This is a genomic window from Desulfacinum infernum DSM 9756 (genome assembly GCF_900129305.1).
Taxonomy (GTDB): Bacteria; Desulfobacterota; Syntrophobacteria; order Syntrophobacterales; family DSM-9756; genus Desulfacinum; species Desulfacinum infernum.
In genome coordinates this window covers 74888-96828 of record NZ_FQVB01000013.1, presented here as the reverse complement: position 1 = coordinate 96828, position 21941 = coordinate 74888, and the positions used below count along the sequence as shown (strand labels likewise).

The following is a 21941-nucleotide window of genomic DNA, read 5'->3' as shown; positions in this document are numbered from 1 at the left end:
CTAACAAACGAAGGATGAAACGCACCTTCGGAATGGAAACCCCTGTAGGGGCGAATGATTATTCGCCCCTACAGGCCGTGCGCACGAACGGAACAAGGGCGCGTTTCATGTAACTTGGGCGATTCTTGCTCACGGTACGGTCCCTGCGGGCGGGCGTAAAGCCCGCCCCTACAAGGGCGCTTGGACCTCCGGGGAGGGGCGGGGTTTGTCCCCGCCCGCCAATCGTGCGCCGATGGGGAAACCCGATGGCAAAATCGCCCCCTTTAGGTCCATAGAAGCGACGGGCCATACCCGATGACCCGCCCGACGCCCGGGGATTCCTCCGCAGCCCTGAAGGGCTGCGCTACGGGAAAAGCGGTCCTCCCGGGCGTTTCTCGGGCAGGCTCCTAGCCCGCCAGCTTCTCACCCATGAAGACAGCCAGATCCACCATGCGGTTGGAATAGCCGAACTCGTTGTCATACCAGCTCAGGACCTTCACCAGGTGGCCGTCCAGGACCTTGGTGAGGGAGGCGTCCACCGACGACGAGTAGGCCGTGTGGTTGAAGTCCACGCTCACCAGTTCCTCTTCCACAAACTGAAGGATGCCCTTGAGGGGGCCTTCGGCCGCCTCCTTGAGGGCCGCGTTCACGGCCTCCGCCGTGGTGGCCGTCTCCACGCGGCACACCAGATCCACCAGGGAGACGTTGGCCGTGGGCACCCGAATGGCCATGCCGTCCAGCCGACCCTTCAGTTCCGGGATGACTTCCGCCACCGCCACGGCCGCGCCCGTGGTGGTGGGCACCATGGACAGGGCGGCCGCCCGCATGCGCCGCCGATCCTTGTGGAGCGCATCCAGCAGACGCTGATCCATGGTATAAGAATGCACGGTGGTCATGAGGCCGTGCTCGATGCCGAACCGGTCGTGAAGAACCCGCACGATGGGCGCCAGGCAGTTGGTGGTGCAGCTGGCGTTGGACACCAGGTTGTGGTTTTGGGGATCGTACTGGTCGTGGTTCACTCCCATGACGAAGGTGGCGTCCAAGCCCTTGCCCGGGGCGCCCACGATCACCTTGCGGGCTCCTGCGTTCAGGTGCTTGACGCACGAATCCCGGTCCCGGAACCGGCCGCTGGTCTCCAGCACGATGTCCACCTTGAGGTCGCGCCAGGGCGCCTGGGCGGGATCCGCCACCTGCAGGCACTGGACCGGCCGGCCGTCCACCACGAGCCGGTCCCCTTCAGCGCGGACGTCCTTGCCCCACCGGCCGTGGACTGAGTCGTACCTGAGCAGGTGGGCCAGGTCGTTGGGACTTCCCAGATCGTTCACCGCCGCCACGTCCAGGGGCCAACCCCTGTCCACGTTGGCTCGAAACACCATGCGGCCGATGCGGCCGAATCCGTTGATCGCCACTCTCACAGACATGATCTCCTCCTTGGTTCCATGGGAATTCACAGCAGCATCTTGGCAATGCTCACGGTCCGATCGCCCAGCATGTTGGTGTAGCTTCCCAGCTCGTTGTCGTACCAGCCGTAGATGACCGCCTGGGTGACCGGAATCTGGATGATCCGTTCCTTCTGGGATGAACTCAGCGTTTCATCCACCTTGCGCAGGGCCTGGTCCACGTCGAAGGATCCGCCCTCCTCGCTGGAGAGCGTGGCGCACACGTTGAGTACATGGTTCAGGTCGAAGCGCACCGCGGCCGTGCGGGTGTGGGTCTCGTGGCCTTCGATCACCGCCGCCGCCCGCGGAAGGCCGATGATGTCCGAGGAGACGTTTTGCTCCTCGGTGTAGAGCAGATAGCCTTCGGGGAAGTGGTCCTGGGCCTTTCGGTAGATGTCGTTGATGAGATCCCGGTTGATGGGGTTTCGCAGGCTTTCATCCTGGATGAGGACCACCAGGATGATGAGCGATCCCGTGGTGACGGGAACCCGCACGGATTCGGCGATGAACCCGATCTGCTTCATTTCCGGAATCACCAGGCCCAGGGCCTTGGCGGCGCCCGTGGTGGTGAGGATGATGTTGTTGAAGACGGAGCGGTTCTTGCGAAGATCGGTGGCCTTGGCCTTGGGGGAGCGGTCCAGCACCTGCTGGGACGGGGTGGCCGCGTGAACGGTGGCCATGGAGGCGGAAAGGATCCGCAGGGGCCCGAAGTAGTCCAGCAGGGGTTTCACCATGTAGGCCAGGCACGTGGTGGTGCACGACGCGTTGGAAACGATCGTGTGGCGCTTGGGATCGAAGTCCGTGTCGTTGATTCCCATGACGGTGGTCACCGCGTCCGGGGGCGTCTCCTTGGACTTGTCCTTGATCTTGAACGGAGCGGAGACGATCACCTTCTTGGCTCCGGCGGCCAGATGCCCCCGCACGGATCCCTTGGGATCCTCCGCCGGCACCGTGGGATCCAGGAAGGCGCCCGTGGCGTCCACCACCAGGTCCACGCCGTGGTCCTTCCAGCCGATGTGGGCCGGGTTGCGGTGCTGACGCAGGAAGGTCACCTTCACGCCGTTGATGCGCATGGAACCTTCCGGCTCGCTGATCTCTTCGATCACCCGCTGGGCCCTGCAGCCGTACAGATAGTGGTGCAGGCGCCCGTACGTGGAGTCCTTTTCGATGAACCGGGCGATGTCCTCCAGGCTTCGGCCCACTTCGCGCCCGATGTTCACCACCAGCTCGGAAAAGTACCGGCGTTCCACATGGTGCCAGATGCTCAGCTTGGCGATTCGACCCAAGCCGTTGATGCCCAGCTTCTGGGGAACCATCTTGTCTTCTCCGCCCATACGCACCTCCTCCGGAAAATCGTCTGTTGCGACGAGAAGCCCGGGGCGACTCCGCCCCCGCCCTCAATCCATGTCCAGTTGCTCCGTTTCGTGGTGCCCTGCGTAGATGGCGCCGCTGTGACCGTCGATGCCGATCTCGTCCCCCGTGCGGATGAAACGGCCGTTGATGAGACACCGCCGGTCCTTTTCCCACACGCGCATCTTGGAGCAGCCCACCACGCAGGTCTTTCCCAGCCGATGGGCCACGATGGCCGCGTGGGACGTGGCCCCGCCCTTGCCGGTCAGGATGCCGTCGGCGATGGAGATCTCGTGGATGTCGTCGGGGACCGTATCGGATCGGATGAGGATGATGGGCTCGCCCGGATGGTCCTTTCGCAACCGGATGATGTCGCTCAGCTCGAAGGCGGCCCGGCCGCACAAAGCCCCTCCGCTCACGCCGATGCCGCTGGCCAGGTAGCTTTCCTTGAGGGCCGGCGTGGGCTTGAAGACCGGGAACCGTTTTCGGCCGCGAGGCGCCATGTTGCGCGATTGCAGGATGTAGATGCCGTCCTCGTGATCGCCCTGGAAGGTGAATTCAATCTCCTGGGGGCCCCACTGCTGCTTGTAGATGAGTTCCCTGGCAATGTCCACCAGCCGCTGGTACACGCGGGGAAAGAGGGACTCCAGGCTGTGCTCCTTGCGCTCGCCCTCCCGCAGCCGCTGCTTTTCCGAAAGGGGCAGAGTCTTGACCAGGCCCCCCACCACGTCTTCTCCCTGGTTGCCCAGGGTGAAGTCGCCCTGGGGGTCGATCTCTTCTTCCGACGTCCATGGGTTGTGGGTGAACATCACTCCGGCGCCCGAACGGGTGTCCAGGTTTCCGAAGACCATGGTCTGGATGGTCACAGCCGTCCCCCAGTTTTCCGAAAGGCCCATGATCTGCCGGTAGGTCACGGCCTTGGGAAAGAACCACGACTCCATCACCTGCCGTATGGCCGTGAAGAGCTGTACCTCCGGGTCGTCGGAGATGTCGATCTCGTAGCGCTCCAGGGTCTCCCGGTAGGCGCGGGCCAGCTCCCGGATCTCCTCGGGCGCAAATTCCCTCTTGACCTTGCGCCCGTAGCGCTTCTTGAAGGCGGCCATGATGGCGTCAAACTGGTCGCGTTCCAGCCCGAAGGACATGCCCCAGGACTGGAGAAATCGTCGGTAGTTGTCCCAGGCGAACCATGCCTCCCCGGTCTCCTCGATGAGCCCCTCCACGATCCTTTCGTTGATGCCCACGTTGAGAAACGTGTTCATCATGCCGGGCATGGACACGGCCGATCCGCTCCTCACCGAAAGGAGCAGCGGCCGGTGGGGATCGCCGAACTCGCGTCCGCTCTTTTCCTCCAGCTTTCGGATATGCGCCAGCACCCGCTGTTTGAAGTCCTCCCGGGACTGGGGAAACGATTCGATCACGTCGCGGCAGCGGAAGTACTCGGTGGTGATGACGAATCCCGGCGGCACGCGGATGCCCAGGCCGTGGAGTTGGGTGAGGTTGTAGCCCTTGTTGCCCAGGTGGATCAGATCGTAGGTGCCGGGCTTGGGATCGTAGATGAGCGAGATGGTCTTTTCCGGGTCGTAGCTCAGGAGCAGGTCCAGTTTCTCCGTGCTCAGCTCCTCCTTTTGCGTGGAGAGCGTGGTGAGGATGCTGGAGATGAAGTGGTCGAAGTATTGGAGGCCGAAGGTGCGGGCCACCAGGTCCCGGAGGAAGCTTTCCGAAATGCGCTGGACCTGTTCGGAGAGCTTTTCTCCGTGCAGTTGGCGCCGGTAGCGGGGCAGTAGATCTCCGGTCTGGCTGAGCTGCCGGATGATCAGCTCCAGGGTCTCTTCGTGCACCGAGTTGTAGTAGCTCTGGATGATCTGCTTGATGGCCTCGGAAAACCCCCGGAAGATGTCCATGTACTGGGAATGGGAAAAACGGCGGATCTCCAGGGCGCAGCGAAAGAGATCCTCCTGCCGTTCCAGCCGCCTGGAGGTGATTCCGTCGATGGCCAGGGCCTTCATGAAAAGGGGCAGCACCCGGCCGATCTCAAAGAAGGTGGCCCGGGTGATGAAACTCAAGTTGAAGGACAGGATCAGATCTTCGAACAGGACGTTCGCCAGGTTTTCCAGGCGGAAGGTGAGCCCCAGGGCATCGAATTTCCTTTCGCTGTACGACCCGTACATGGACGGGATGTCCACGGCGATGTGGCGCTTGTGGTAGATGTTTTCCACGCAGGAGAGTTCCTCCGGGGCCAGGAGGATCTCCTTGAGGGCCATGAGGTAGTCCAGGATGGCTTCCAGCTTGGTCACGTTGTCCCCCGAATCCAGAACGTGCAACAGGGGCTCGGGATCCGGCAGGCCCAGCTGCGCCGCGCGCCTCAGGTGGATGTGGATGTCCTTGAAGCTCAGCGCATACTTTTCGTGGAGCAGCTGGTAGAAGCGGATGACCAGGAACGCCCGCTGCCGCTCCCTCGGCGACACATCGGGGATCTCCCCCAGCCTGGCCTCCAGCTCCTCTTCGGAAACATCCAGCAGGTCCTTCACGTGGTTGATGCGGGTGTCGGCAAAAAGATGCCGGAAGATCCGGTGCATCTCGTCCACGTAGGGTCCCGATTCGCTCACTTCCCGGTACACTTCCGGCGGCACGAACTTTTGAAGCGGCTTCTTGTCCAGGCTGAGCCAGAACCGGAAGATGGCCTCGATGAAGAGCACGATCAGGTTGTTGCTCTCCACGTGGCTCTGCTTTCTCAGGAAATGGATGAGGGGGTCGGCGCGCCCGGTGATCTCGTCCACGTCCGTGGAGACGGCCCGGAGCGTCCCTTCGGCCCCGATTTCGTTGAAATAGACCGGAAAGAGCTTGGTCAGCTGCTTGACCAGGTTGTAGATGGGCCCGATGGGAGCGTGTAGGAGCCGGCTCACGTCCTTCTGGAACAGGTCCGTGTCCCGCACGTAGATGCCGCCCAGAAAAAGATTGACGATGAGGGCGGACAGCAGGCTCTTGGTCCTTTTGGGGCTTTTCTTGATGAGATCCAACCAGACGCGCACATTCAAGAGATGGGCCGGATTGACCTGGACCTGCCAGTGCTGGGTCACCCCCCGCAGATTGGGCGTCTGAAAGCCCAGGCGGATCACCCGCCTCAGGAAGAATTCGATCAGGTCCGCATCGTCCGTGGCCAGGATCTCCAGACCGATGGTGCGCACGCACTGCAGGGCCGCCTCGGGGTAGTTTTCCAGGCATCCCTTGAGAACGGACAGGAGCCGGTGCAGGCGGGACCGGAGCGTCTCGTCCCTTTCTTCCCGGATCCAACGTCCCAGGTCGAAATTGATGGCCCGAAGGGTCTCTTCGTGGATAGCCTCCAGCCCCTTGGTTTCCATGATGCGGAGCCGCAGCAGCATGCTCACGTGGCCCGCGGTGTCGTCGGGGCAGGCCGCCGCCACGCGGTCCGGCAATTTCTGATAGGCGAGGACCACTTCCCGAAAGTCCGGGATGGCGCACAGCCCTTCCAGAGCGGCCCGATGATCCTCCAGGCAAGAGAGAGCCTGCACCCGTTCCAGGAACGCCTCGTGATCCCGGCGCCGGAGCGGAGCGAACAGATCCTCTTTGGGTGAAGGATCCCACGCGCCGTCCGTCTGGCGCCGGAGCCATTCCAGGGGATCCTCGTGATGGAGCCAATGGGTGTGGGTCTCCACCAGAAGCCGCTCCAGGAGCCCCCGGGCCTCCGCAAAGGAATCCGAGGCCTTCCAGAGGGAAAGGAGGCGCTGGATCAGCTTCTTGGGCTGGTAGTAGGAGCGCACCAGGGTGGAAAAGGGCTCCGGCGGAAGCGTCCGCAGGCACTCCAGGCACCAGCGCAGGATGGCTCCGTCGGACCGCCTGGCTTCCAGGTCTCCCAGGTTTTCCATCACGGGAGATCCTTCCAGGGAGGCCTCCCGGCACAGCTCCGGCGCCTCTTCCACCAGCTTCAGCCAGAAGGCGATCAGGTGGTCCGCCGCCGCGGCCCGGGTCCGGCCGTTTCCGGATTCGCCCAGGGCTTCCAGAAAGATCCGGCAGATGAGGAAGACCACCTCTCCGCTACGGGAGAAATCCTTGTAGAGTCTCAAATTGCCCGTGGCATACCGCCAGGCCTCTTCCAGCACGTAGCCCCAGTTGCGGTACTTGTGGTGGTATTCCACCAGAAGTTCCCGGGCCTGTTTTTCCTTGCCCGCATAGCCCCGGACCGCCTCCACCAGCACTTCGTGGCCGGGATCCACCACCACCGGCACGTTGGTCAGGCTCATGTTCTTGGCCCACGCGTCCGAGGGCACCTCTTTGAAGGCCGGAGCCTGATGAATCCTCACGTTGCTCACCGTTCCTCCTCGACCGCCAGCCATCGGGAACGCCACGGGCGGTCCATTTCCAGTTCCATCAATACGGCCGGCTCCCGAACCCCTTCGTAGTAGTCGGGCCGGAGGCCCGTGGGTCGAAAGCCCAGGCTCGTGTACAGGTTTTGGGCCGCCCGATTGCTCCTTCGGACCTCCAGCAGGGCGGTCCGGGCCCGTTCCCGGCACGCCGCCCCCAGGGCCTCCAGCAGGAGCCGGCGGCCCAGCCCCCGGCGCCTGTAGGCCGGATGGACCGCCACGTTGAAGATCTGCACCTCGTCGGCCACCAGCCAGCAGCAGATGTAGCCCAACACCCGGGGCATGCCGGAGCCGTTGCGGGCCACCAAGGTCCGCGACTGGGGCCGGTCCAACTCCTCCAGGAAGAAGGACTCCCGCCACGGGTCCACGTGACTGGCCCGCTCGATCTCCATGATCCCCGGAAGGTCTTCCCTCCGCATGGGACTAATCCGGATGGGAGGAAGATCCTTCATGGCTCCTGTCGCCCGCCCCGACCGTCATGATCTCCCCCGCCACCGAGATGTGATGGCGGCCGTAGTCCTTCATGGCCCGGGCGGCCTCCGCCAGGGTCATGGACACCCGACATTCGGCGAACTTGATGAGCATAGGAAGATTCACCCCGCTCACCACCTCCACGTTTCGCCCCGCCAAGGCCAAGGCCACGTTGGTCGGGGTTCCGCCGAAAAGATCGGTGGCCACGATCACGCCGCGCCCCCGCTCCACCTGGGCCACGGCCTCGGTCAATTCGCGCACCATCGTTTCCAGCGGCGTGTCGGGGTTCATGGAGACGGCGCGCACCCCTTCCTGGGGGCCCAGGATGAGTTCCACCGCCCGCACCATCTCCTGGGCCACTGCGCAATGGCACGCCACCACCAGCCCGATCTTGGCATTGCTCGAAGGCGCTTCCATGGCATCCTTCGCAAGGGGTTGCGGGTTGTCGGAAATCAATCCAGATGAATGTCGCGATGAAACAACACAATATAATAACCGGCGGCACGGAGCTTGTCAGCCACCTGCTCGGCCACCACCACCGATCGGTGTTTGCCGCCGGTGCAGCCCACGGCGATGGTGAGATAGCGTTTGCCCTCCCGGATGTACTGGGGCAGAAGCTTTTTCAGGAGGCCTGTGTAGTCCTCCACGAACTCCACGGCCTGCGGCCAGCCCAGCACCCAGTCCCGGACCGGCGCCGAACAGCCGTCCAGCGGCCGCAGGGTCTCCACGAAGTACGGGTTGGGCAGGAAGCGCACATCCATCACCAGGTCCGCCTCGAAGGGAAGCCCGTACTTGAAGCCGAAGGAAAGGATCTGCACACTCAGCTGCTCCCTTTCACTCACCAGGGAGTAGGTGCGGGTGATGAAGGCCTTCAGCTGATGCACGGAAAAGTCGCTGGTGTCCACAACGCGGGAGGCCCGGGACCGGAGCCCCTGCAGCTCCCGGCGCTCCCGCTCGATGGCGGCCACCAGCCGCTGGGACTCGTCGGCCATGGGATGCAGACGCCGGGTCTGGCTGTAGCGGCGCTGGAGCACCTCCGTGCTCGCCTCGAAGAAGAGTACCTCCGGGTAGTAGCCCGATTCCTCCAAACTCTCGAAAAACCGCTCGGTGTCCGGAAGAAAACTTCGACCCCGGATATCGATCCCCAGGGCCACGCGCCGGAGCTCCGGCTTGTCCTCTTCGCACAAGGCAAGAAAAGGGGGCAGCAGGGGAGCGGGCAGGTTGTCGATACAAAAGTAGCCGATGTCCTCGAAAGCCTTGATGGCGGTACTCTTTCCCGATCCCGAAAGTCCGGTCACGATCACCAGATGGATGCGGCTTTCCGTCATGACTCCTCCCCCGCAGAAAAAAAGGGAGCCGGGGCATCCCCCAACTCCCCTTCCGATAAGAACCCAGGAGTATTTCCGAGAACTGGTTTCGGCCACCATCCGGCGAGAACTTCCGCCTCTAAGGGTAGCCGCAAACCTTCGGGGCTGCAAAAGCGACGGTTCCGGAGCCCTCACACTCCCGCGGAAACACGCTAGGCCCAGGAGCTTGTCCGAGAACGGTTCCCCAACGCAAAGGCCCGGGAAATCTCCGTTTTTCGCAGCCACGGGGCTTCAGCCCCGCGGAAAAGGTGATCGTAACCCCATGGGGTGCCGAGTCCCGACGGCCTATCCAACGGTCGGTGGATCCTCCGCAGCCCTAAAGGGCTGCGTTACGAGAACCACGGCCATCCGTAACGTTTGCGGACTCGCTCCCGGCCGCTCCCGCCCGATCAGAACTCGTCGTCTTCCTGTTGAATGATGGCATAGATCTCGTCGCGGGAAGCGGCCGAGCCCAGGCGTTTGCGCACGGCGCTGTTTTTCAGCAGGCGCGCAATCTTGGCCAGGGCCCGCAGGTGAATGCCCGCGCAATTTTCCGGGGCCACCAGGAGGAAGAAAAGGTGGGCCGGCTTGCCGTCCATGGACTCGAAATCGATACCGCCGCTCGAGCGCCCGAAAGACACGACCAGTTGATCCAGGTCTTCGATCTTGCCGTGGGGGATGGCGATACCGTCTCCGATGCCCGTGCTGCCCAGCCGCTCTCTTTCCAAAAGGACCTCCAGCAATCGATGCCGATCCAGATGGGGTTTGCACTTCAGCAGGGCGTCCGTGAGCTCCTCCAGCACCTCGCGCTTCGTCTTCGCTTCCAGCTCGGGAATGATCGACTCTTTCGGTAGTATGTCCAAGATCTTCATCAATCCTTTCAGGTCCTCCTCACCCCTCGACTCCGCCTTCCGGTCCCCGAAACCCCTTTATTGAACCGGCTCGATCAGGCCGTAATTGCCGTCCTTTCGCCGGTACAATACGTTCACCGCATTGCTCGCGCGGTTGGTGAAAACAAGAAAGTCGCCGTTGGACAGGTTGAGCTGCATCACCGCCTCGTCCACGTCCATGGGCTTGGCGAAGATCTGGCGGGTGGTCACCACCCGGGGCTCGCCGGTCTCTTCGGCGGGCCACTCCAGAATGTTCATCATCAACTGCTGGTTTCTTTCCGAGTTGGAAGGCTTGCGGTTTCTCTGTTTCTCTTTTTGCTTCTTGATCTGCGATTCCAGTTTGTCCACGACCATATCGATGGCCGAATACATATCATGTGTTTCTTCCGTGGCATTCACCCGCATACCGTTTGAATCCAGGCTCACTTCAGCAATATGCCTGAATTTCTCTACCTGCAAAACGATATTGGCTTCAATCGGCTCATCCATATACTTTTTAAGCCTGGAAAGCTTTTCCTCAGCATACGTCTTCACCGCTTCGGAGGGTTCCGTGTGGCGGAAAGTTACATTGATCTGCATAGGCTCGCTCCTTCTTCCCAAAAAATCATAGGGTTCCGTCTCAAAGACCTCAGGAACCCCAGAGCACTTGCTTTCTCTTGTGGGACGGCAGAATGCCCATCATCTCCCGGTACTTGGCCACCGTCCTGCGAGCGATCTTGATGTTTTCCTTCTTGAGAAGATCGACCAGATCCTTGTCGCTGTAGGGCTTGGCTGGGTCCTCCTCTTTGATGAGCTGACGGATGCGTTCCTTGACACTCTCCGAAGCCACAGCTTCCCCAACAACACTATTTATGGAGCTGTTGAAGAAATATTTCAACTCAAAAATACCCTGGGGCGTATGCATATACTTGTTGGTGGTGACTCGGCTGATGGTGGACTCGTGCATGCCCACGTCTTCGGCCACGTCCCGCAGGACCATGGGCTTGAGATGGGCGATGCCCTTTTCCAGGAAGTCGCGCTGGAAGTTGACGATGCTCTGCGCCACTTTGTAGAGAGTGCGCTGGCGCTGGTGAATGCTCTTGATAAGCCAGGCCGCCGAACGCAGCTTGCCCTGGATGTAATCCTTGGCCTCCTCGGAGACCGTGGAATCGCTCCGCAACGCCTCCCGATAGTAGGGGTTGACGCGGAGCTTCGGCATGCCGTCCTCGTTCAGCACCACCACAAACTCGTCGTCCACCTTCACCACGAAGATGTCGGGGCTCACATACTGGACTTCTTCTTCGCTGTAGGCGCGCCCGGGCTTGGGGTCCAGGCTCAGGATCACCTCCACGGCCGCCTGCACCTCGCTCTTGGGGCGCTTGAGCACCTTGACGAGCCCCTGGTAATTTTTGTTCTCCAGGTAGTGCAGGTACTTGTCGATGATGGTCACCACCAGCCCGTTGGGCACATCCAGGCTTCTGGCCTGGATCAGCAGGCATTCCCTGAGATCGCGGGCGGCCACGCCCGGCGGGTCGAATCCCTGCACCTTCTCCAGGACCCTTTCCACGTCCTGGACGGTCACCCCGCTCAGCTCGGCGATCTCCGCCGTGGGGCTCACCAGGTAACCGTCGTCGTTCAGGTTGCCGATGATCATGGCGGCGATTTCCTTGTCCTGCTCCGAAAGATCGGACAGGCACAACTGCCACATCAGGTGGTCCTCCAGGGAGGGGCGTCGGGTCAGGCGCTGCTCGAAGGAAGGTTGTTCCTGGTTGGGATCCCTTTCCACGGGCATGGGGGAATAGGTGCTGTAGTCTTCCAGAAAGCTTTCCCAGTCGAAGTCGTCGCGAACCTTCTCGGTGATCTCCACCTCCTCGAAGCGTTCCTCAACGGCCGGCGCTTCCGGCTCCACCTCCTCTTTGTTGCCCACCTCGTCAACGGTCTCTTCCAGCACCGGATTGGATTCCAGTTCCTGCTGGATGGTCTCCAGCAGTTCCAACCGGGAAAGCTGCAAGAGTTTGATGGCCTGCTGCAACTGAGGCGTGATGATCAGTTGCTGGGAGAGCTTCATGTGTTGTTTGAGTTCCAGTGCCATGGCTTGGTCCCGTCCCTAAAGACTAAATTCCTGCCCAAGATAGGTGCGCCGGGCAAGCTCGCTTCGGGCGATGAGGTCGGGCGGCCCTTCTTCCAGGATGCGCCCTTGGTGCATGATGTAGGCTCGGTCGCACACCTTGAGGGTCTCCCGGACGTTGTGGTCGGAGATGAGAACCCCGATACCCCGTTCCCGCAGGGAGGCGATGAGTCCCTGGATTTCGATGACCGCGATGGGATCGATCCCCGCAAAGGGCTCGTCCAGCAGGATGAAGCTGGGTTGGGTCACCAGGGCGCGGCTGATTTCCAAACGCCGTCGTTCCCCGCCCGAGAGTCTGTCCGCTCGGCTCTTGGCCAGATGCGCGATGTTGAGGTCTTCCAGAAGCTCCTGGAGCCGCGCCCTCCGTTCCTGGGGGCCGATCTTGAGGGTCTCCAGGATCGCCAGGATGTTCTCCTCCACGGTCAACTTGCGAAAGATGGACGGCTCCTGGGGCAGGTAGGTGATCCCCTTTCGCGCCCGCAGGTACATGGGGGCGTTCACGATGTTTTCGCCATCGAGCCAGACCGCCCCCTCGTCCGGCCGGATGATCCCGATCACGCTGTAGAACGTGGTGGATTTCCCGGCGCCGTTGGGCCCCAGAAGCCCCACCACCTGCCCTTGGAACACCTCCAGGCTCACGTGGTCCACCACCGTGCGGCCACCGTAGCGCTTGACCAGGTTCTCCGTTCGCAGACTCTTGCCGACCGCCTCCATCAGGGCTTGTCCGAACCTTTCTTGGGGTGAAAGACGGCCTGCACCGGGGCATCGACCCCGCCTTCCACCACACTTCTCTGATCGCGCAGGTAGAGGGTGATCTGTTTCCCGCGCACCCGGTCCTTTCCCTGGACCAGCGTGGGGTTACCCAGAAGCACCACCTTTTCCTCGCGGTTATAGAGAACCGCCTTGTCCGCGGTGGCCACCCGTCCCTGCTGGGAAATCCTCACATCCCCCAGGACCTCGATGCGTTCGATCTTCTCCATCATGGCGTCGCCGGACACGTCCCCGCCTTCGGAGGCATAGACGGTCATCCTGTGCCCCGTGATGGTCAGGTCTCCCTGCTGCACCGTCACATGCCCTTCAAAGACGACCGTGCGGGCCTGCTGATCCGCCACCATGCGATCACTGGCAATGTGAATGGGCTCTTCACCGGCCGGCCCCATGGGGGGGTTCTGATCCTCCCCCTGCCCGGAAGCCGCCACGGCCAGGACCAGGCAGAGCGCCAAAAGCCCGCACCACCTCCGGGATCCCTCCAGCAAACGCCCGGCCCGGATTCCGGGCGATCGCCTTTCACCGAATAGAGTTTGCCTCATGTTTTCTCCGGATCCGCGACCACCATCAGGATCGTTCCTCAAGACAGGTTACCGGACCTGTTTCACCACCGCCCGCACTCCGCCGTCCACATAGGCTTTCCGTTCCAGCGCATCGTAGCGCCACCGGGCCCCCTCCAGTTCCACGAGAGGTCCCGTGGCGTGCACGGGTGTATCCGAGACAACCTGCCGGGTGGCGTGTCGGTAGAAGGCCCGTTCCGTTCGGAGGTCATAGCCTTGCGGCACCACCGCCCGCACGTCTCCCCACAGTTCGATGTCCTTGGTGCCGGCGTGGAGCTCCCCTTCCCGGCTTTCCAAGACCACCGTGCGGCCGTCTTCCAGATAGAGCTCCACATGCACCCCCTGCAGGTGGGTTTTCTTCGACTCGTCGAAGTATTCCGCCTCCCGGGCCTTCAGCCGCCACACCTCACGGCCCTCCTGCACCTCCGTATACTCCATGTCGGTCAGGCGCATCTGGGAGTCACCGGCCACCTCGGTTTGTCGCTCTCCGGGGGCACCCGGTCCGCCCATGCGGGCCGTGCCGTAGATGAAAATGCCGACAACGACAGCCGCGGCCGCCGCCAAGAGCCACAGGGTAGGGCGTCGGCTTCGTTCCATGAGTCGTTCCTGTTTTCAAGGTATTTCCACCCGTTTCACTGGGAATCTAACACGCGCTCTTTCCGGGTGTAAAGAAGGATGCCGGAAAGCCCTTGACTCCTCCCCGCCCATCCACTCTAAAAGAACAAACGGGTAGGACCGCCTCACGGAGGCGCCGGGACGGCTCCGCCGCCTCCGTGAAATCCCCCCAACCACGGATTACGGATCACGGAAGGAGGCGTCCATGGCACAGAAGATCTGTTTTGTCATCTCCAAAGGATTCGAGAAGTCGGGAGGCGCAACGCGGGCCTTCCAGTTCGCCGCCCTGACCGTGGAAGCGGGTCACCAGGTGGAGGTCTTCCTCATCGACGACGCCATCCACTGGGCCCAACTGGGCATGGCGGAAGGGATCCGTTCGTCCACGGGAGAACACATGAAGGATCTTCTGGACATCCTGGTGGCCAAGAAGACCCCCATCCACGTGTGCAAGGCCTGCGCGGACAAACGGCTCATTTCCCCGGACGACCTGATCGAGGGCGCCCAGATTTCCGGGGCCCCGGTCCTGGTGAACATGATCGGGGACCCCAACTGCAAAGTGATCACCTTCTAGAGCCTGTCCGGGAATGGTTCTACAGCCTACAAGGCCGGTAAATTTTTGTTCTCCTCGTAGCCGCGGGGCTCCAGCCCCGCGGAAAGGTCCATCGCAACTTCATGAAGTGACAGGAAATATGCGATGGCCTATCCAACGTTCGGGGGTTCTTCCGCAGCCCTAAAGGGCTGCGCTACGAGAAGGGCGCTCACTCGCGGCATTCTCGGACAAGCTCCCGGCAGCCGTACACCTCCGCCCAACTTCGATCGAACGCGGGAGCCATGCTGGACTGCATCATCGTCGGAGCCGGACCCGCCGGTGCTTCCGCCGCCCGGCGGGCCGCGCAAAAGGGACTTCGGACGCTCGTTCTGGAAAAGGAGATCTTTCCCAGGCCCAAGCCCTGCGGCGGGGCCCTTTCCGTTCAAGGACTTTCCCATCTGGACTTCCCGCTGCCGCCGCACCTCATCGAAAGAACCATCTCCGGAGTGCGGGCCGTCCATGGCAGACTGGAGATCCGGGTGGAATCCCCCCAACCCATCTGCGTGCTGGTTCGACGGAGCGCCTTCGATCAGCTGCTTCTGGAAAAGGCACTGGAGGCCGGTGCGGAATGCCGGCAGGGGGAGCGGGTGCTGGCCTGCCGGGAATCGGGATCCTTGGTCACGGTGCAAACGGACAAGGGCAGCTACCAGGCCCGCTACGCCATCCTGGCCCACGGGGCATCCGGGCGGCCGCCGGCCGCGGCCCTGACGGACGGCCGCCGGAAAGCGACGACCCACTGGCTGACCGTGGTGGGGGAAGCGGCGCCGGAATGGAGGGAACGCGGAACCGGAAGAGATCCGGCTCCCGTCCTGGAATTCTATTTCGATGCCTGCCCGGGGGGATACGGCTGGGTCTTTCCCTTGAAGAACGCCGCCTCCGTGGGCGTGGGCGGCCTGGCCGGTGCGGCTCGAAGGCCGGTTCGACTCTTCCGGGAATTCGTGGGGAGGCTGGGGATCCGTCCGCTTCCCGCCTATCGCGGTTGTCCCATCCCGTGCTCGGGCATCGCGCGTCGTTTGGGAAGCGACCGAATCCTGATCGCAGGGGATGCGGGGGGATTCGCCGAGGCGTTTTCGGGAGAAGGCATCGCCTACGCGGTCCGATCCGGCCAGATCGCCGCCGAGACCTTGAGCGATGCCGCCACAGGCGCCGTGACGCATTCCCTGGCGGGGGAATACCGGCGACGGTGCCGGGACGCGTTGGGCGACAACCTGATCTATGCGAGGCTTTTCGCCCTGGGGGCCTATGGGTTTCCCGGCCTTTTCTTCCGGGTCTTCGACCGTCATCGGTCGCTGGGAGAGGAATTCCTCAAAATCCCCCGCGGCCTGCAAACCTACCGGGGATTCTTCGCCCACATCCGTCGCCGCCTGGCGGAAGGTCTCATTCTTCGTCGAAATAGCGAGCCGTAATACCTTCCCAGCGTCCCTGGATCTGGAGGATCAGTTCGCAGATCTCCCGGGCGGCGCCCTTTCCGCCGGGTGCCTGCGTCACGTAATGAGCATAGGGCTTCACATGGGGGCTCGCATCGGCCACGCAGGCCGCAAAACCCACCAGACGCATGACGGGGATGTCGATGAGGTCGTCGCCCACGAAGCCGATCTGGTGGTCCTGAAGGCCCGTATCGGCCTTGATCCGCTCGTAGGCCTCCACCTTGCGGTGGATCCCCTGGTAGGCCTTTTCGATGCCCAACCCCTTGGCCCGATGCTCCACGGAAGCGCAATAGCGGCCCGAAATGAGAGCCACCTCAAGGCCCGTTCGCTGCAGCAGCTTGATCCCGTGTCCGTCCTTCACGTCGAAGGTCTTGGATTCGGAACCGTCGTCGTGGTAGGTGATGCCCCCGTCGGTGAGCACGCCGTCCACGTCGAAGATGAGCAGCCGCAGGGGAAGAATCCGCCGACGAACCTCTTCACTCACCTCCACCAAGGGTGTTTTCAGTCGCATGAAAACCTCGCTCCCTCAGCGCGCAACCGGCGCGTGTCTTCTCGTCACGTGATAGATGCCCAAAAGGGCCTCGAGAACAGCCGGCACATCCTTCAGGCGCAGGGAATTGGGCCCGTCACACAAGGCCTGGTCCGGATCTTCGTGGACCTCCATGAAGACCCCGTCGGCTCCTGCGGCCACGGCCGCCCGGGCCAAAGGCTCCACGAAATCCCTCTGCCCGCCCGAGGAAATCCCCTGCCCCCCCGGAAGCTGTACGCTGTGGGTGGCGTCGAAGACCACCGGGTAGGGCCCGCGGCTCAGCAGGGCCACCGATCGCATGTCCACCACCAGGTTGTTGTAGCCGAAGCAGCTGCCGCGCTCCGTCACCAGGATCCGGGTGTTGCCGGCGCTTTCCGCCTTGGCCACCACCTGCTGCATGTCCCACGGAGCCAGGAACTGGGCTTTCTTGATGTTAACGGGCTTTCCCGTTCGGGCGCAGGCCACGAGCAGATCCGTCTGGCGGGCCAGAAAGGCGGGGGTCTGGAGCACGTCCACCACGGCCGCCACGGGGCCCACCTCCTCCACGGAATGGACGTCGGTGAGGACGGGCACATCCAGATCGGCCTTGATTCTTCCGAGGACTTCCAGACCGGCCTTCAGGCCGGGACCTCGGAAGGACTGGATGGAGGTGCGGTTGGCCTTGTCGTAGGAGCTCTTAAAGATGTAGGGAATGCCCAGGTCCCGGCAGACGTCGCGCATGGTCCGCGCCACGGAAAAGGCGAGCTCCTCGCTTTCCAGGACGCACGGCCCGGCGATGACAAAGAAACGGTCCTTGCCGAAGGGCCGCCCGCCGATGGTGATGGGCTTGGCAGACGCAGTTTTGGTATCCATTGGGACCTCCCTTTCTACGATCGAGCCGCCCCCTCATCCGCCGTCTCTCCGGCTTCGGCCGACTTCCTGCCCCGGGCGTTTTCCAGTGACTTGCCGATGAAGGCGGTGAAAAGGGGATGGGGATCCATGGGGCGCGATTTGAATTCGGGATGAAACTGGCAGCCCAGGAACCAGGGATGATCCGGCAGTTCGATGATCTCCACTAGGTTCTTGTCCGGGGAGAGGCCGGTAAAGCGCATTCCGGCCTGAGCCAGGGGCTCGCGGTAATCGTTGTTGAACTCGTAGCGATGCCGGTGCCGCTCCGAGATCTCGGTCCGCCGGTAGGCTTCGTGGGCCCGGCTGTCGGGTTCCAGGATGCAGGGATAGGCCCCCAGCCGCATGGTGCCGCCTAGATCCGACTCTTCATCGCGGCGGATCACCCGGTTGTTCTTGTAGTCGAACCATTCGCGCATGAGGTAGATGACGGGATGGGGGGTGTGCTTGTCGATCTCCATGCTGTGGGCCCGTTCCAGACCGGCCACGTTCCGGGCGAATTCCACCACGGCCATCTGCATGCCCAGGCAGATGCCGAAGAAGGGCACCTTGTTTTCCCGGGCGTAGCGGATGGCCTTGATCTTGCCCTCGATGCCGCGCGATCCGAAGCCGCCGGGGACCAGGATGCCGTCGGCCTTGGCCAGGAGCTCTTCGCCGCCCGAACGCTCCACATCCTCCGAGTCCACGAACTCCAGGAGAACCTGGGCGTCGTTGGCCACGCCTCCGTGGATCAAGGCCTCGTTCAGGCTCTTGTAGGATTCCCGAAGGTCGATGTATTTGCCCACGATGGCGATGGTGACCTGGTGGGACGGGCGGCGCATCCGTTCGATAAGCCGCCGCCAGTCGTCCAGGTGCGGGGCCCGGGTCCAGATGTTGAGCATCCTTAGGATTTTCTCGTCCAGGCCTTCCTCGTGAAAGCAGAGCGGCACCTCGTAGATGCAGTCCACGTCCTTGGCGGTGATGACCGCATCGGGCTCCACGTTGCAGAAATGGCCGATCTTGGCCTTGATGTCCTTGGACAGGGGCAGTTCCGTGCGGCACAAGAGGATGTCCGGCTGGATACCGATGCTTCTCAGCTCTTTGACGCTGTGCTGAGTCGGCTTGGTCTTCACCTCCCCGGCGGCCTTCACGTAGGGCACCAGGGTCACATGGATGTAGAGGGCGTTTTCGCGGCCCACATCGATGCGGAACTGGCGGATGGCCTCCAGGAAGGGCAGGCTTTCAATGTCGCCCACGGTCCCGCCGATCTCCACGATGACCAAATCCACGCCGTCCGCCACCTGACGGATGCACGCCTTGATTTCGTCCGTGACGTGGGGGATCACCTGCACGGTTCCCCCCAGGTAGTCCCCCCGCCGTTCCTTGGTGATGACTGAATAGTAGATGCTTCCGGAGGTGAAGTTGTTCCGCTTGCTCATGCGAGCATGGGTGAAGCGCTCGTAGTGGCCCAGATCCAGGTCGGTCTCGGCGCCGTCGTCGGTGACGTACACCTCTCCGTGCTGAAACGGGTTCATGGTGCCCGGGTCCACGTTGATGTAGGGATCCAGCTTCTGGATCGTCACCCGCAGACCGCGGCTTTCCATCAGCGCTCCGATGGAAGCGGCAGCCAACCCTTTGCCCAGGGAGGACAGCACGCCTCCCGTGATAAAGATGAATTTTGGATGTCGCAAGGCCCCTGTCCTTTCTGCTTTTTTTCCCTTCAAAACAGCCTTTCAGTATAGCCATGGAAACCCCAAAGTCAACGAACGGGTCGGGGGCGCGTTTCATCTATGTACAATTTTTCTCTTGCAATTTCGCGCTCCATTCCGTACGCTTCCTTACGCAAACAGATCCGTGACAGGCTGTCCGTTTTGCAAGCCCGACGTGAGAAAGCACCCGTAAGAAAGCACCTCGTTCAGTCGACCGACGCAAGGTTCCGCCCATGATTGTGCGCCATTGGATGACCACCCGCGTGGTGAGCACCACCAAAGAGGCTTCCGTCCAGGAGGCCATGGCGGTGATGAAGCGCCATTCCATTCGCCATCTGCCGGTGTTGGATCCGGAAGGGCGCCTGGAGGGGTGGGTGACGGACGCGGATCTTCGCAGCGTCCTCATTGCCTCCATGTTGGAAGAGCTGACGGTGCAGGACGTCATGGTGCGCTCCCCCTACACGATCGGCCCCGAGGAGGCCTTGGAAAAAGCCGCCAAGCTCATCCTGGAAAAGCGGATCGGCGGGCTGCCGGTGGTCTCCGACGGCCGGCTGGTGGGGGTCATCACGGTGGTGGACATCTTGTCGGCCTTCATCACCATGCTGGGGCTCATGGAGAGTTCCAGCCGACTGGATGTGAAGCTGGCGGACCGCGGCCAGTCGCTGGAATCGGTCACGCGCCTTTTGGAAAGAAGCGGCGCGGAGATCATCAGCGTCTGCCACCTCCGGCAGTTCCAGGGAGAAGAACCCATCTACTCCTTCCGGCTGAAAAAGCGCGAACTGGAAGACATCATCGGCAGCCTGGAAAAGGAAGGCATCCAGGTGCTGTCCGCCGAAGCCTGACAAGGCGCCTGCGGGGCGCCCGACGATCGTCACCCGAGGTGACGTTGGCTGGAAAAGACGCCGTTTCAAGTCAGGACCTAACGAGCAGCCGCAGCAACCACTGTCCGGCATCCTGAGACGATTCCACGTTTCCCCTGTCGCTCACACTCCTTTGGTTCCGTTGGTTCGGGATCCAGTGAGGCTGCCGTTGACAAACCTGCCCGTAAACCCACTTCGGGACGCCGGAAGCTCCGACGCCCCCATCCGGTGTTTGCCCCGCCGGACGTGTTGCCTGCCGGACCGCCCTGTGGAGGGACGCGCACCCTGCAGGCGATCAGGTTACGACCCAAGGGCCCTTGTTAACCGCAACGGCAAGGAGGAATGAGCATGGCGAAGATCCCCGAAAACTATCTACCCCCCAAAGAGATGTGGCCTGAGTACGTGGTGCCGGAGGAATTTGCGGACACCCCCATGGAACTGAACCTGGCCGATTATCTCCTGGACCGGCATGTGCGCGAGGGCCGGGGAGACAATCCGGCGGTCAAGTTCATGGACAAGGTGTTCACCTACGCCCAGCTCCAGCAGATGGTCAACAAGTTCGGCAATGCGCTCAAGGAAGCGGGTGTGGAGCCCCAGGATCGTGTGGGTATTCGCCTGGTGAACTCACCGCAAGCCCTGGTCACCATCTTTGCCATTGAAAAGGTCGGAGCCATTCCGGTGCCCACGTCTCCGCTGTGGTCCAAGGAGGAGGTGGCCTTCGTGGTCAACAACGCGGAGATGAAATTCTTCGTGGTCAACGCGCCTCTCATGGGTCCCGTGGAAGAAGCCAAGCCCGATTTCGAATACGGAACCAAGGTCATCGTCATCGGCGGCAATCCCGACGAGGTGAAGGCGCAGGGGAATCTGGTCTTCGAAGAGATGTTGGAAAAGGGTTCGCCGAACCTGGACGCCGTTATGCTGAAGGCGGACGACATCGGCGTCATCCTCTACACCTCCGGCACCACCGGGATGCCCAAGGGCTGTGTACATTTCGTCCGTCCCATCATCATCGAAGCCCGCCTGGTCAACAAGTATGTCTACAACCTGAAGCCGGGAGACGTCCTGGGCGGTGCGGCTCCGGTCTCCTTTGCGGCCGGGTTCGGCACCTTCACCCTCATCCCCTTCGAAGGCGGCGCGGCCATCTCGCTCATCCCCAAGTTCGCCCCCGCGGACATGATGGAACTCATCGAGAAGCACAAGATCACGGTCCTCACCGGCCTTCCCACCGCCTATCGCGCCCTCATGAAGTTCCCCGACTTCAAGAAGTACGATTTCAGCTCCGTGCGGCTGTGCACCTCGGGCGGCGACGCCCTGGGTGCGGAAACCCTGGAGGCCTGGACCAAGCTCACCGGCCAGCCCATCTGGGAAGGATTGGGCGGAACGGAAATGCTGCATCTGCTCACGTCCAACACCATGAATCCCGAACCGGTCCCCAACTCCATCGGAAAGGCCCTTCCGGGCGTTCAGGTCCGCGTGGTGGATCCCGAATGGAACGACTGCAAGCCCAACGAAGTGGGTTCCATGATCATCAAGGGCCCCTCGGGCACCTTGTATTGGAAGCCGTACGTGGACAACGAACGGCTTCTCAAAAGCCAGCAGAAAGGGGTCAAGAACGGCTGGAACCAGATGGGAGATGCGGTTTACATGCGGGAAGACGGCAACATCTTCTTCGTTTCCCGCGAAGACGATATGATCAAGAGCTCGGGCTACCGCATCGGGCCTGCGGAAGTGGAGGAAGCCATTCTGAAGCATCCGGCCGTGGCGGACGCCGGCGTGGTGGGCGTGCCCGACCCGGAAAAGGGGCAGGTGACCAAGGCCTTCGTGGTGCTCAAACCCGGCTACGAGGGAAGCGACGCATTCTTCGAGGAACTGAAGGAGTTCTTGAAGCAACACATCGCCGTCTACAAGCTGCCGCGTCTCATTGAATACGTGGATGCGCTGCCCAGGACGCCCACCGGCAAGCTGCTTCGCCGCAAGCTGCGCAAATAGGCTTCGGGCGAGCGGCTCAACCCGGAACCGGGTGTTGCAACCAGAAAAAAGGGCGACCCTTCCGGGTCGC

19 protein-coding genes are annotated in these 21941 nt (G+C 62.3%); 4 read left to right on the top strand and 15 right to left on the bottom strand.

Annotated features, from left to right (window positions below; all coding sequences use genetic code 11):
* Window positions 1-386: 386 nt before the first annotated feature.
* From gap to lptC, 12 genes are all read right to left on the bottom strand, one after another.
* On the bottom strand, window positions 387-1400 hold the full coding sequence (gene gap, locus BUB04_RS08080; protein ID WP_073038484.1) for a type I glyceraldehyde-3-phosphate dehydrogenase: 1014 nt from the start codon (window positions 1398-1400) through the stop codon (window positions 387-389).
* Window positions 1401-1426: 26 nt separating this feature from the next.
* The gene (locus BUB04_RS08075; RefSeq protein ID WP_073038483.1) at window positions 1427-2752 is read right to left on the bottom strand and encodes a type I glyceraldehyde-3-phosphate dehydrogenase; all 1326 of its coding nucleotides are present in this window, start codon (window positions 2750-2752) and stop codon (window positions 1427-1429) included.
* Between the two features lie 63 nt (window positions 2753-2815).
* Window positions 2816-7096, bottom strand: a complete 4281-nt coding sequence (locus tag BUB04_RS08070) for a PEP/pyruvate-binding domain-containing protein (RefSeq protein ID WP_084076308.1) — start codon at window positions 7094-7096, stop codon at window positions 2816-2818.
* Window positions 7093-7566: a ribosomal protein S18-alanine N-acetyltransferase gene (rimI, locus tag BUB04_RS08065; RefSeq protein ID WP_178371941.1), complete on the bottom strand. Its 474-nt coding sequence runs from the start codon at window positions 7564-7566 to the stop codon at window positions 7093-7095. Before rimI ends, BUB04_RS08070 begins: the two co-directional genes overlap by 4 nt.
* A gap of 4 nt (window positions 7567-7570) precedes the next feature.
* The gene (locus BUB04_RS08060; RefSeq protein WP_073038481.1) at window positions 7571-8035 is read right to left on the bottom strand and encodes a PTS sugar transporter subunit IIA; all 465 of its coding nucleotides are present in this window, start codon (window positions 8033-8035) and stop codon (window positions 7571-7573) included.
* Window positions 8036-8070: 35 nt separating this feature from the next.
* Entirely contained in the window at window positions 8071-8946 is an 876-nt protein-coding gene (gene rapZ / locus BUB04_RS08055; protein ID WP_073038480.1) for an RNase adapter RapZ, read from the bottom strand.
* A 428-nt stretch (window positions 8947-9374) separates the two neighbouring features.
* Window positions 9375-9836 (bottom strand): PTS sugar transporter subunit IIA, encoded by a 462-nt coding sequence (locus BUB04_RS08050; protein WP_073038479.1) that lies wholly within the window; start codon window positions 9834-9836, stop codon window positions 9375-9377.
* 57 nt (window positions 9837-9893) lie between these two features.
* Entirely contained in the window at window positions 9894-10433 is a 540-nt protein-coding gene (gene hpf / locus BUB04_RS08045) for a ribosome hibernation-promoting factor, HPF/YfiA family (RefSeq protein WP_073038478.1), read from the bottom strand.
* A 49-nt stretch (window positions 10434-10482) separates the two neighbouring features.
* On the bottom strand, window positions 10483-11925 hold the full coding sequence (gene rpoN, locus BUB04_RS08040; protein WP_073038477.1) for an RNA polymerase factor sigma-54: 1443 nt from the start codon (window positions 11923-11925) through the stop codon (window positions 10483-10485).
* 15 nt (window positions 11926-11940) lie between these two features.
* Window positions 11941-12675 carry an LPS export ABC transporter ATP-binding protein gene (lptB, locus tag BUB04_RS08035; protein WP_073038476.1) on the bottom strand — a complete coding sequence of 245 codons (735 nt, stop codon included), beginning with the start codon at window positions 12673-12675 and terminating at the stop codon, window positions 11941-11943.
* Entirely contained in the window at window positions 12675-13271 is a 597-nt protein-coding gene (gene lptA, locus BUB04_RS08030; RefSeq protein ID WP_143156405.1) for a lipopolysaccharide transport periplasmic protein LptA, read from the bottom strand. Before lptA ends, lptB begins: the two co-directional genes overlap by 1 nt.
* A 48-nt stretch (window positions 13272-13319) precedes the next feature.
* Window positions 13320-13886, bottom strand: coding sequence for an LPS export ABC transporter periplasmic protein LptC (lptC, locus tag BUB04_RS08025; RefSeq protein ID WP_073038474.1), 567 nt, complete (start codon window positions 13884-13886; stop codon window positions 13320-13322).
* Between the two features lie 223 nt (window positions 13887-14109).
* Between lptC and BUB04_RS08020 the strand changes: the two genes are divergently transcribed.
* Both BUB04_RS08020 and BUB04_RS08015 read left to right on the top strand, forming a co-directional pair.
* Window positions 14110-14475: a DsrE family protein gene (locus BUB04_RS08020; RefSeq protein WP_073038473.1), complete on the top strand. Its 366-nt coding sequence runs from the start codon at window positions 14110-14112 to the stop codon at window positions 14473-14475.
* Between the two features lie 260 nt (window positions 14476-14735).
* Window positions 14736-15899: an NAD(P)/FAD-dependent oxidoreductase gene (locus tag BUB04_RS08015; protein WP_073038472.1), complete on the top strand. Its 1164-nt coding sequence runs from the start codon at window positions 14736-14738 to the stop codon at window positions 15897-15899.
* Here BUB04_RS08015 and BUB04_RS08010 read toward each other — a convergent pair.
* From BUB04_RS08010 to pyrG, 3 genes are read right to left on the bottom strand one after another with little or no spacing between them, the layout of a single operon-like run.
* Window positions 15871-16431: a KdsC family phosphatase gene (locus BUB04_RS08010; protein WP_073038471.1), complete on the bottom strand. Its 561-nt coding sequence runs from the start codon at window positions 16429-16431 to the stop codon at window positions 15871-15873. The genes BUB04_RS08015 and BUB04_RS08010 overlap by 29 nt on opposite strands.
* A gap of 15 nt (window positions 16432-16446) precedes the next feature.
* On the bottom strand, window positions 16447-17301 hold the full coding sequence (gene kdsA, locus BUB04_RS08005) for a 3-deoxy-8-phosphooctulonate synthase (RefSeq protein WP_073038470.1): 855 nt from the start codon (window positions 17299-17301) through the stop codon (window positions 16447-16449).
* A gap of 14 nt (window positions 17302-17315) precedes the next feature.
* On the bottom strand, window positions 17316-19004 hold the full coding sequence (pyrG, locus tag BUB04_RS08000; protein WP_073038469.1) for a CTP synthase: 1689 nt from the start codon (window positions 19002-19004) through the stop codon (window positions 17316-17318).
* A gap of 251 nt (window positions 19005-19255) precedes the next feature.
* On the opposite strand from pyrG, the gene BUB04_RS07995 reads away from it, so the two are divergent.
* Entirely contained in the window at window positions 19256-19864 is a 609-nt protein-coding gene (locus BUB04_RS07995; protein WP_073038468.1) for a CBS domain-containing protein, read from the top strand.
* A gap of 366 nt (window positions 19865-20230) precedes the next feature.
* A complete protein-coding gene (locus BUB04_RS07990; protein ID WP_073038467.1) occupies window positions 20231-21871 on the top strand; it encodes an acetate--CoA ligase in 1641 nt (546 codons plus the stop codon).
* Window positions 21872-21941: the final 70 nt, after the last annotated feature.

Bases quoted from the DNA above. Each gene is read 5' to 3' on its own strand.
- kdsA (WP_073038470.1), bottom strand. From the start codon at position 17,301: ATGGATACCAAAACTGCGTCTGCCAAGCCCATCACCATCGGCGGGCGG.
- rpoN (WP_073038477.1), bottom strand. From the start codon at position 11,925: ATGGCACTGGAACTCAAACAACACATGAAGCTCTCCCAGCAACTGATC.
- BUB04_RS08060 (WP_073038481.1), bottom strand. From the start codon at position 8,035: ATGGAAGCGCCTTCGAGCAATGCCAAGATCGGGCTGGTGGTGGCGTGC.
- BUB04_RS08015 (WP_073038472.1), top strand. From the start codon at position 14,736: ATGCTGGACTGCATCATCGTCGGAGCCGGACCCGCCGGTGCTTCCGCC.
- BUB04_RS08020 (WP_073038473.1), top strand. From the start codon at position 14,110: ATGGCACAGAAGATCTGTTTTGTCATCTCCAAAGGATTCGAGAAGTCG.
- BUB04_RS07995 (WP_073038468.1), top strand. From the start codon at position 19,256: ATGATTGTGCGCCATTGGATGACCACCCGCGTGGTGAGCACCACCAAA.
- lptB (WP_073038476.1), bottom strand. From the start codon at position 12,675: ATGGAGGCGGTCGGCAAGAGTCTGCGAACGGAGAACCTGGTCAAGCGC.
- rapZ (WP_073038480.1), bottom strand. From the start codon at position 8,946: ATGACGGAAAGCCGCATCCATCTGGTGATCGTGACCGGACTTTCGGGA.
- gap (WP_073038484.1), bottom strand. From the start codon at position 1,400: ATGTCTGTGAGAGTGGCGATCAACGGATTCGGCCGCATCGGCCGCATG.
- lptA (WP_143156405.1), bottom strand. From the start codon at position 13,271: ATGAGGCAAACTCTATTCGGTGAAAGGCGATCGCCCGGAATCCGGGCC.
- BUB04_RS08010 (WP_073038471.1), bottom strand. From the start codon at position 16,431: ATGCGACTGAAAACACCCTTGGTGGAGGTGAGTGAAGAGGTTCGTCGG.
- lptC (WP_073038474.1), bottom strand. From the start codon at position 13,886: ATGGAACGAAGCCGACGCCCTACCCTGTGGCTCTTGGCGGCGGCCGCG.
- BUB04_RS08075 (WP_073038483.1), bottom strand. From the start codon at position 2,752: ATGGGCGGAGAAGACAAGATGGTTCCCCAGAAGCTGGGCATCAACGGC.
- rimI (WP_178371941.1), bottom strand. From the start codon at position 7,566: ATGCGGAGGGAAGACCTTCCGGGGATCATGGAGATCGAGCGGGCCAGT.
- BUB04_RS08050 (WP_073038479.1), bottom strand. From the start codon at position 9,836: ATGAAGATCTTGGACATACTACCGAAAGAGTCGATCATTCCCGAGCTG.
- hpf (WP_073038478.1), bottom strand. From the start codon at position 10,433: ATGCAGATCAATGTAACTTTCCGCCACACGGAACCCTCCGAAGCGGTG.
- BUB04_RS07990 (WP_073038467.1), top strand. From the start codon at position 20,231: ATGGCGAAGATCCCCGAAAACTATCTACCCCCCAAAGAGATGTGGCCT.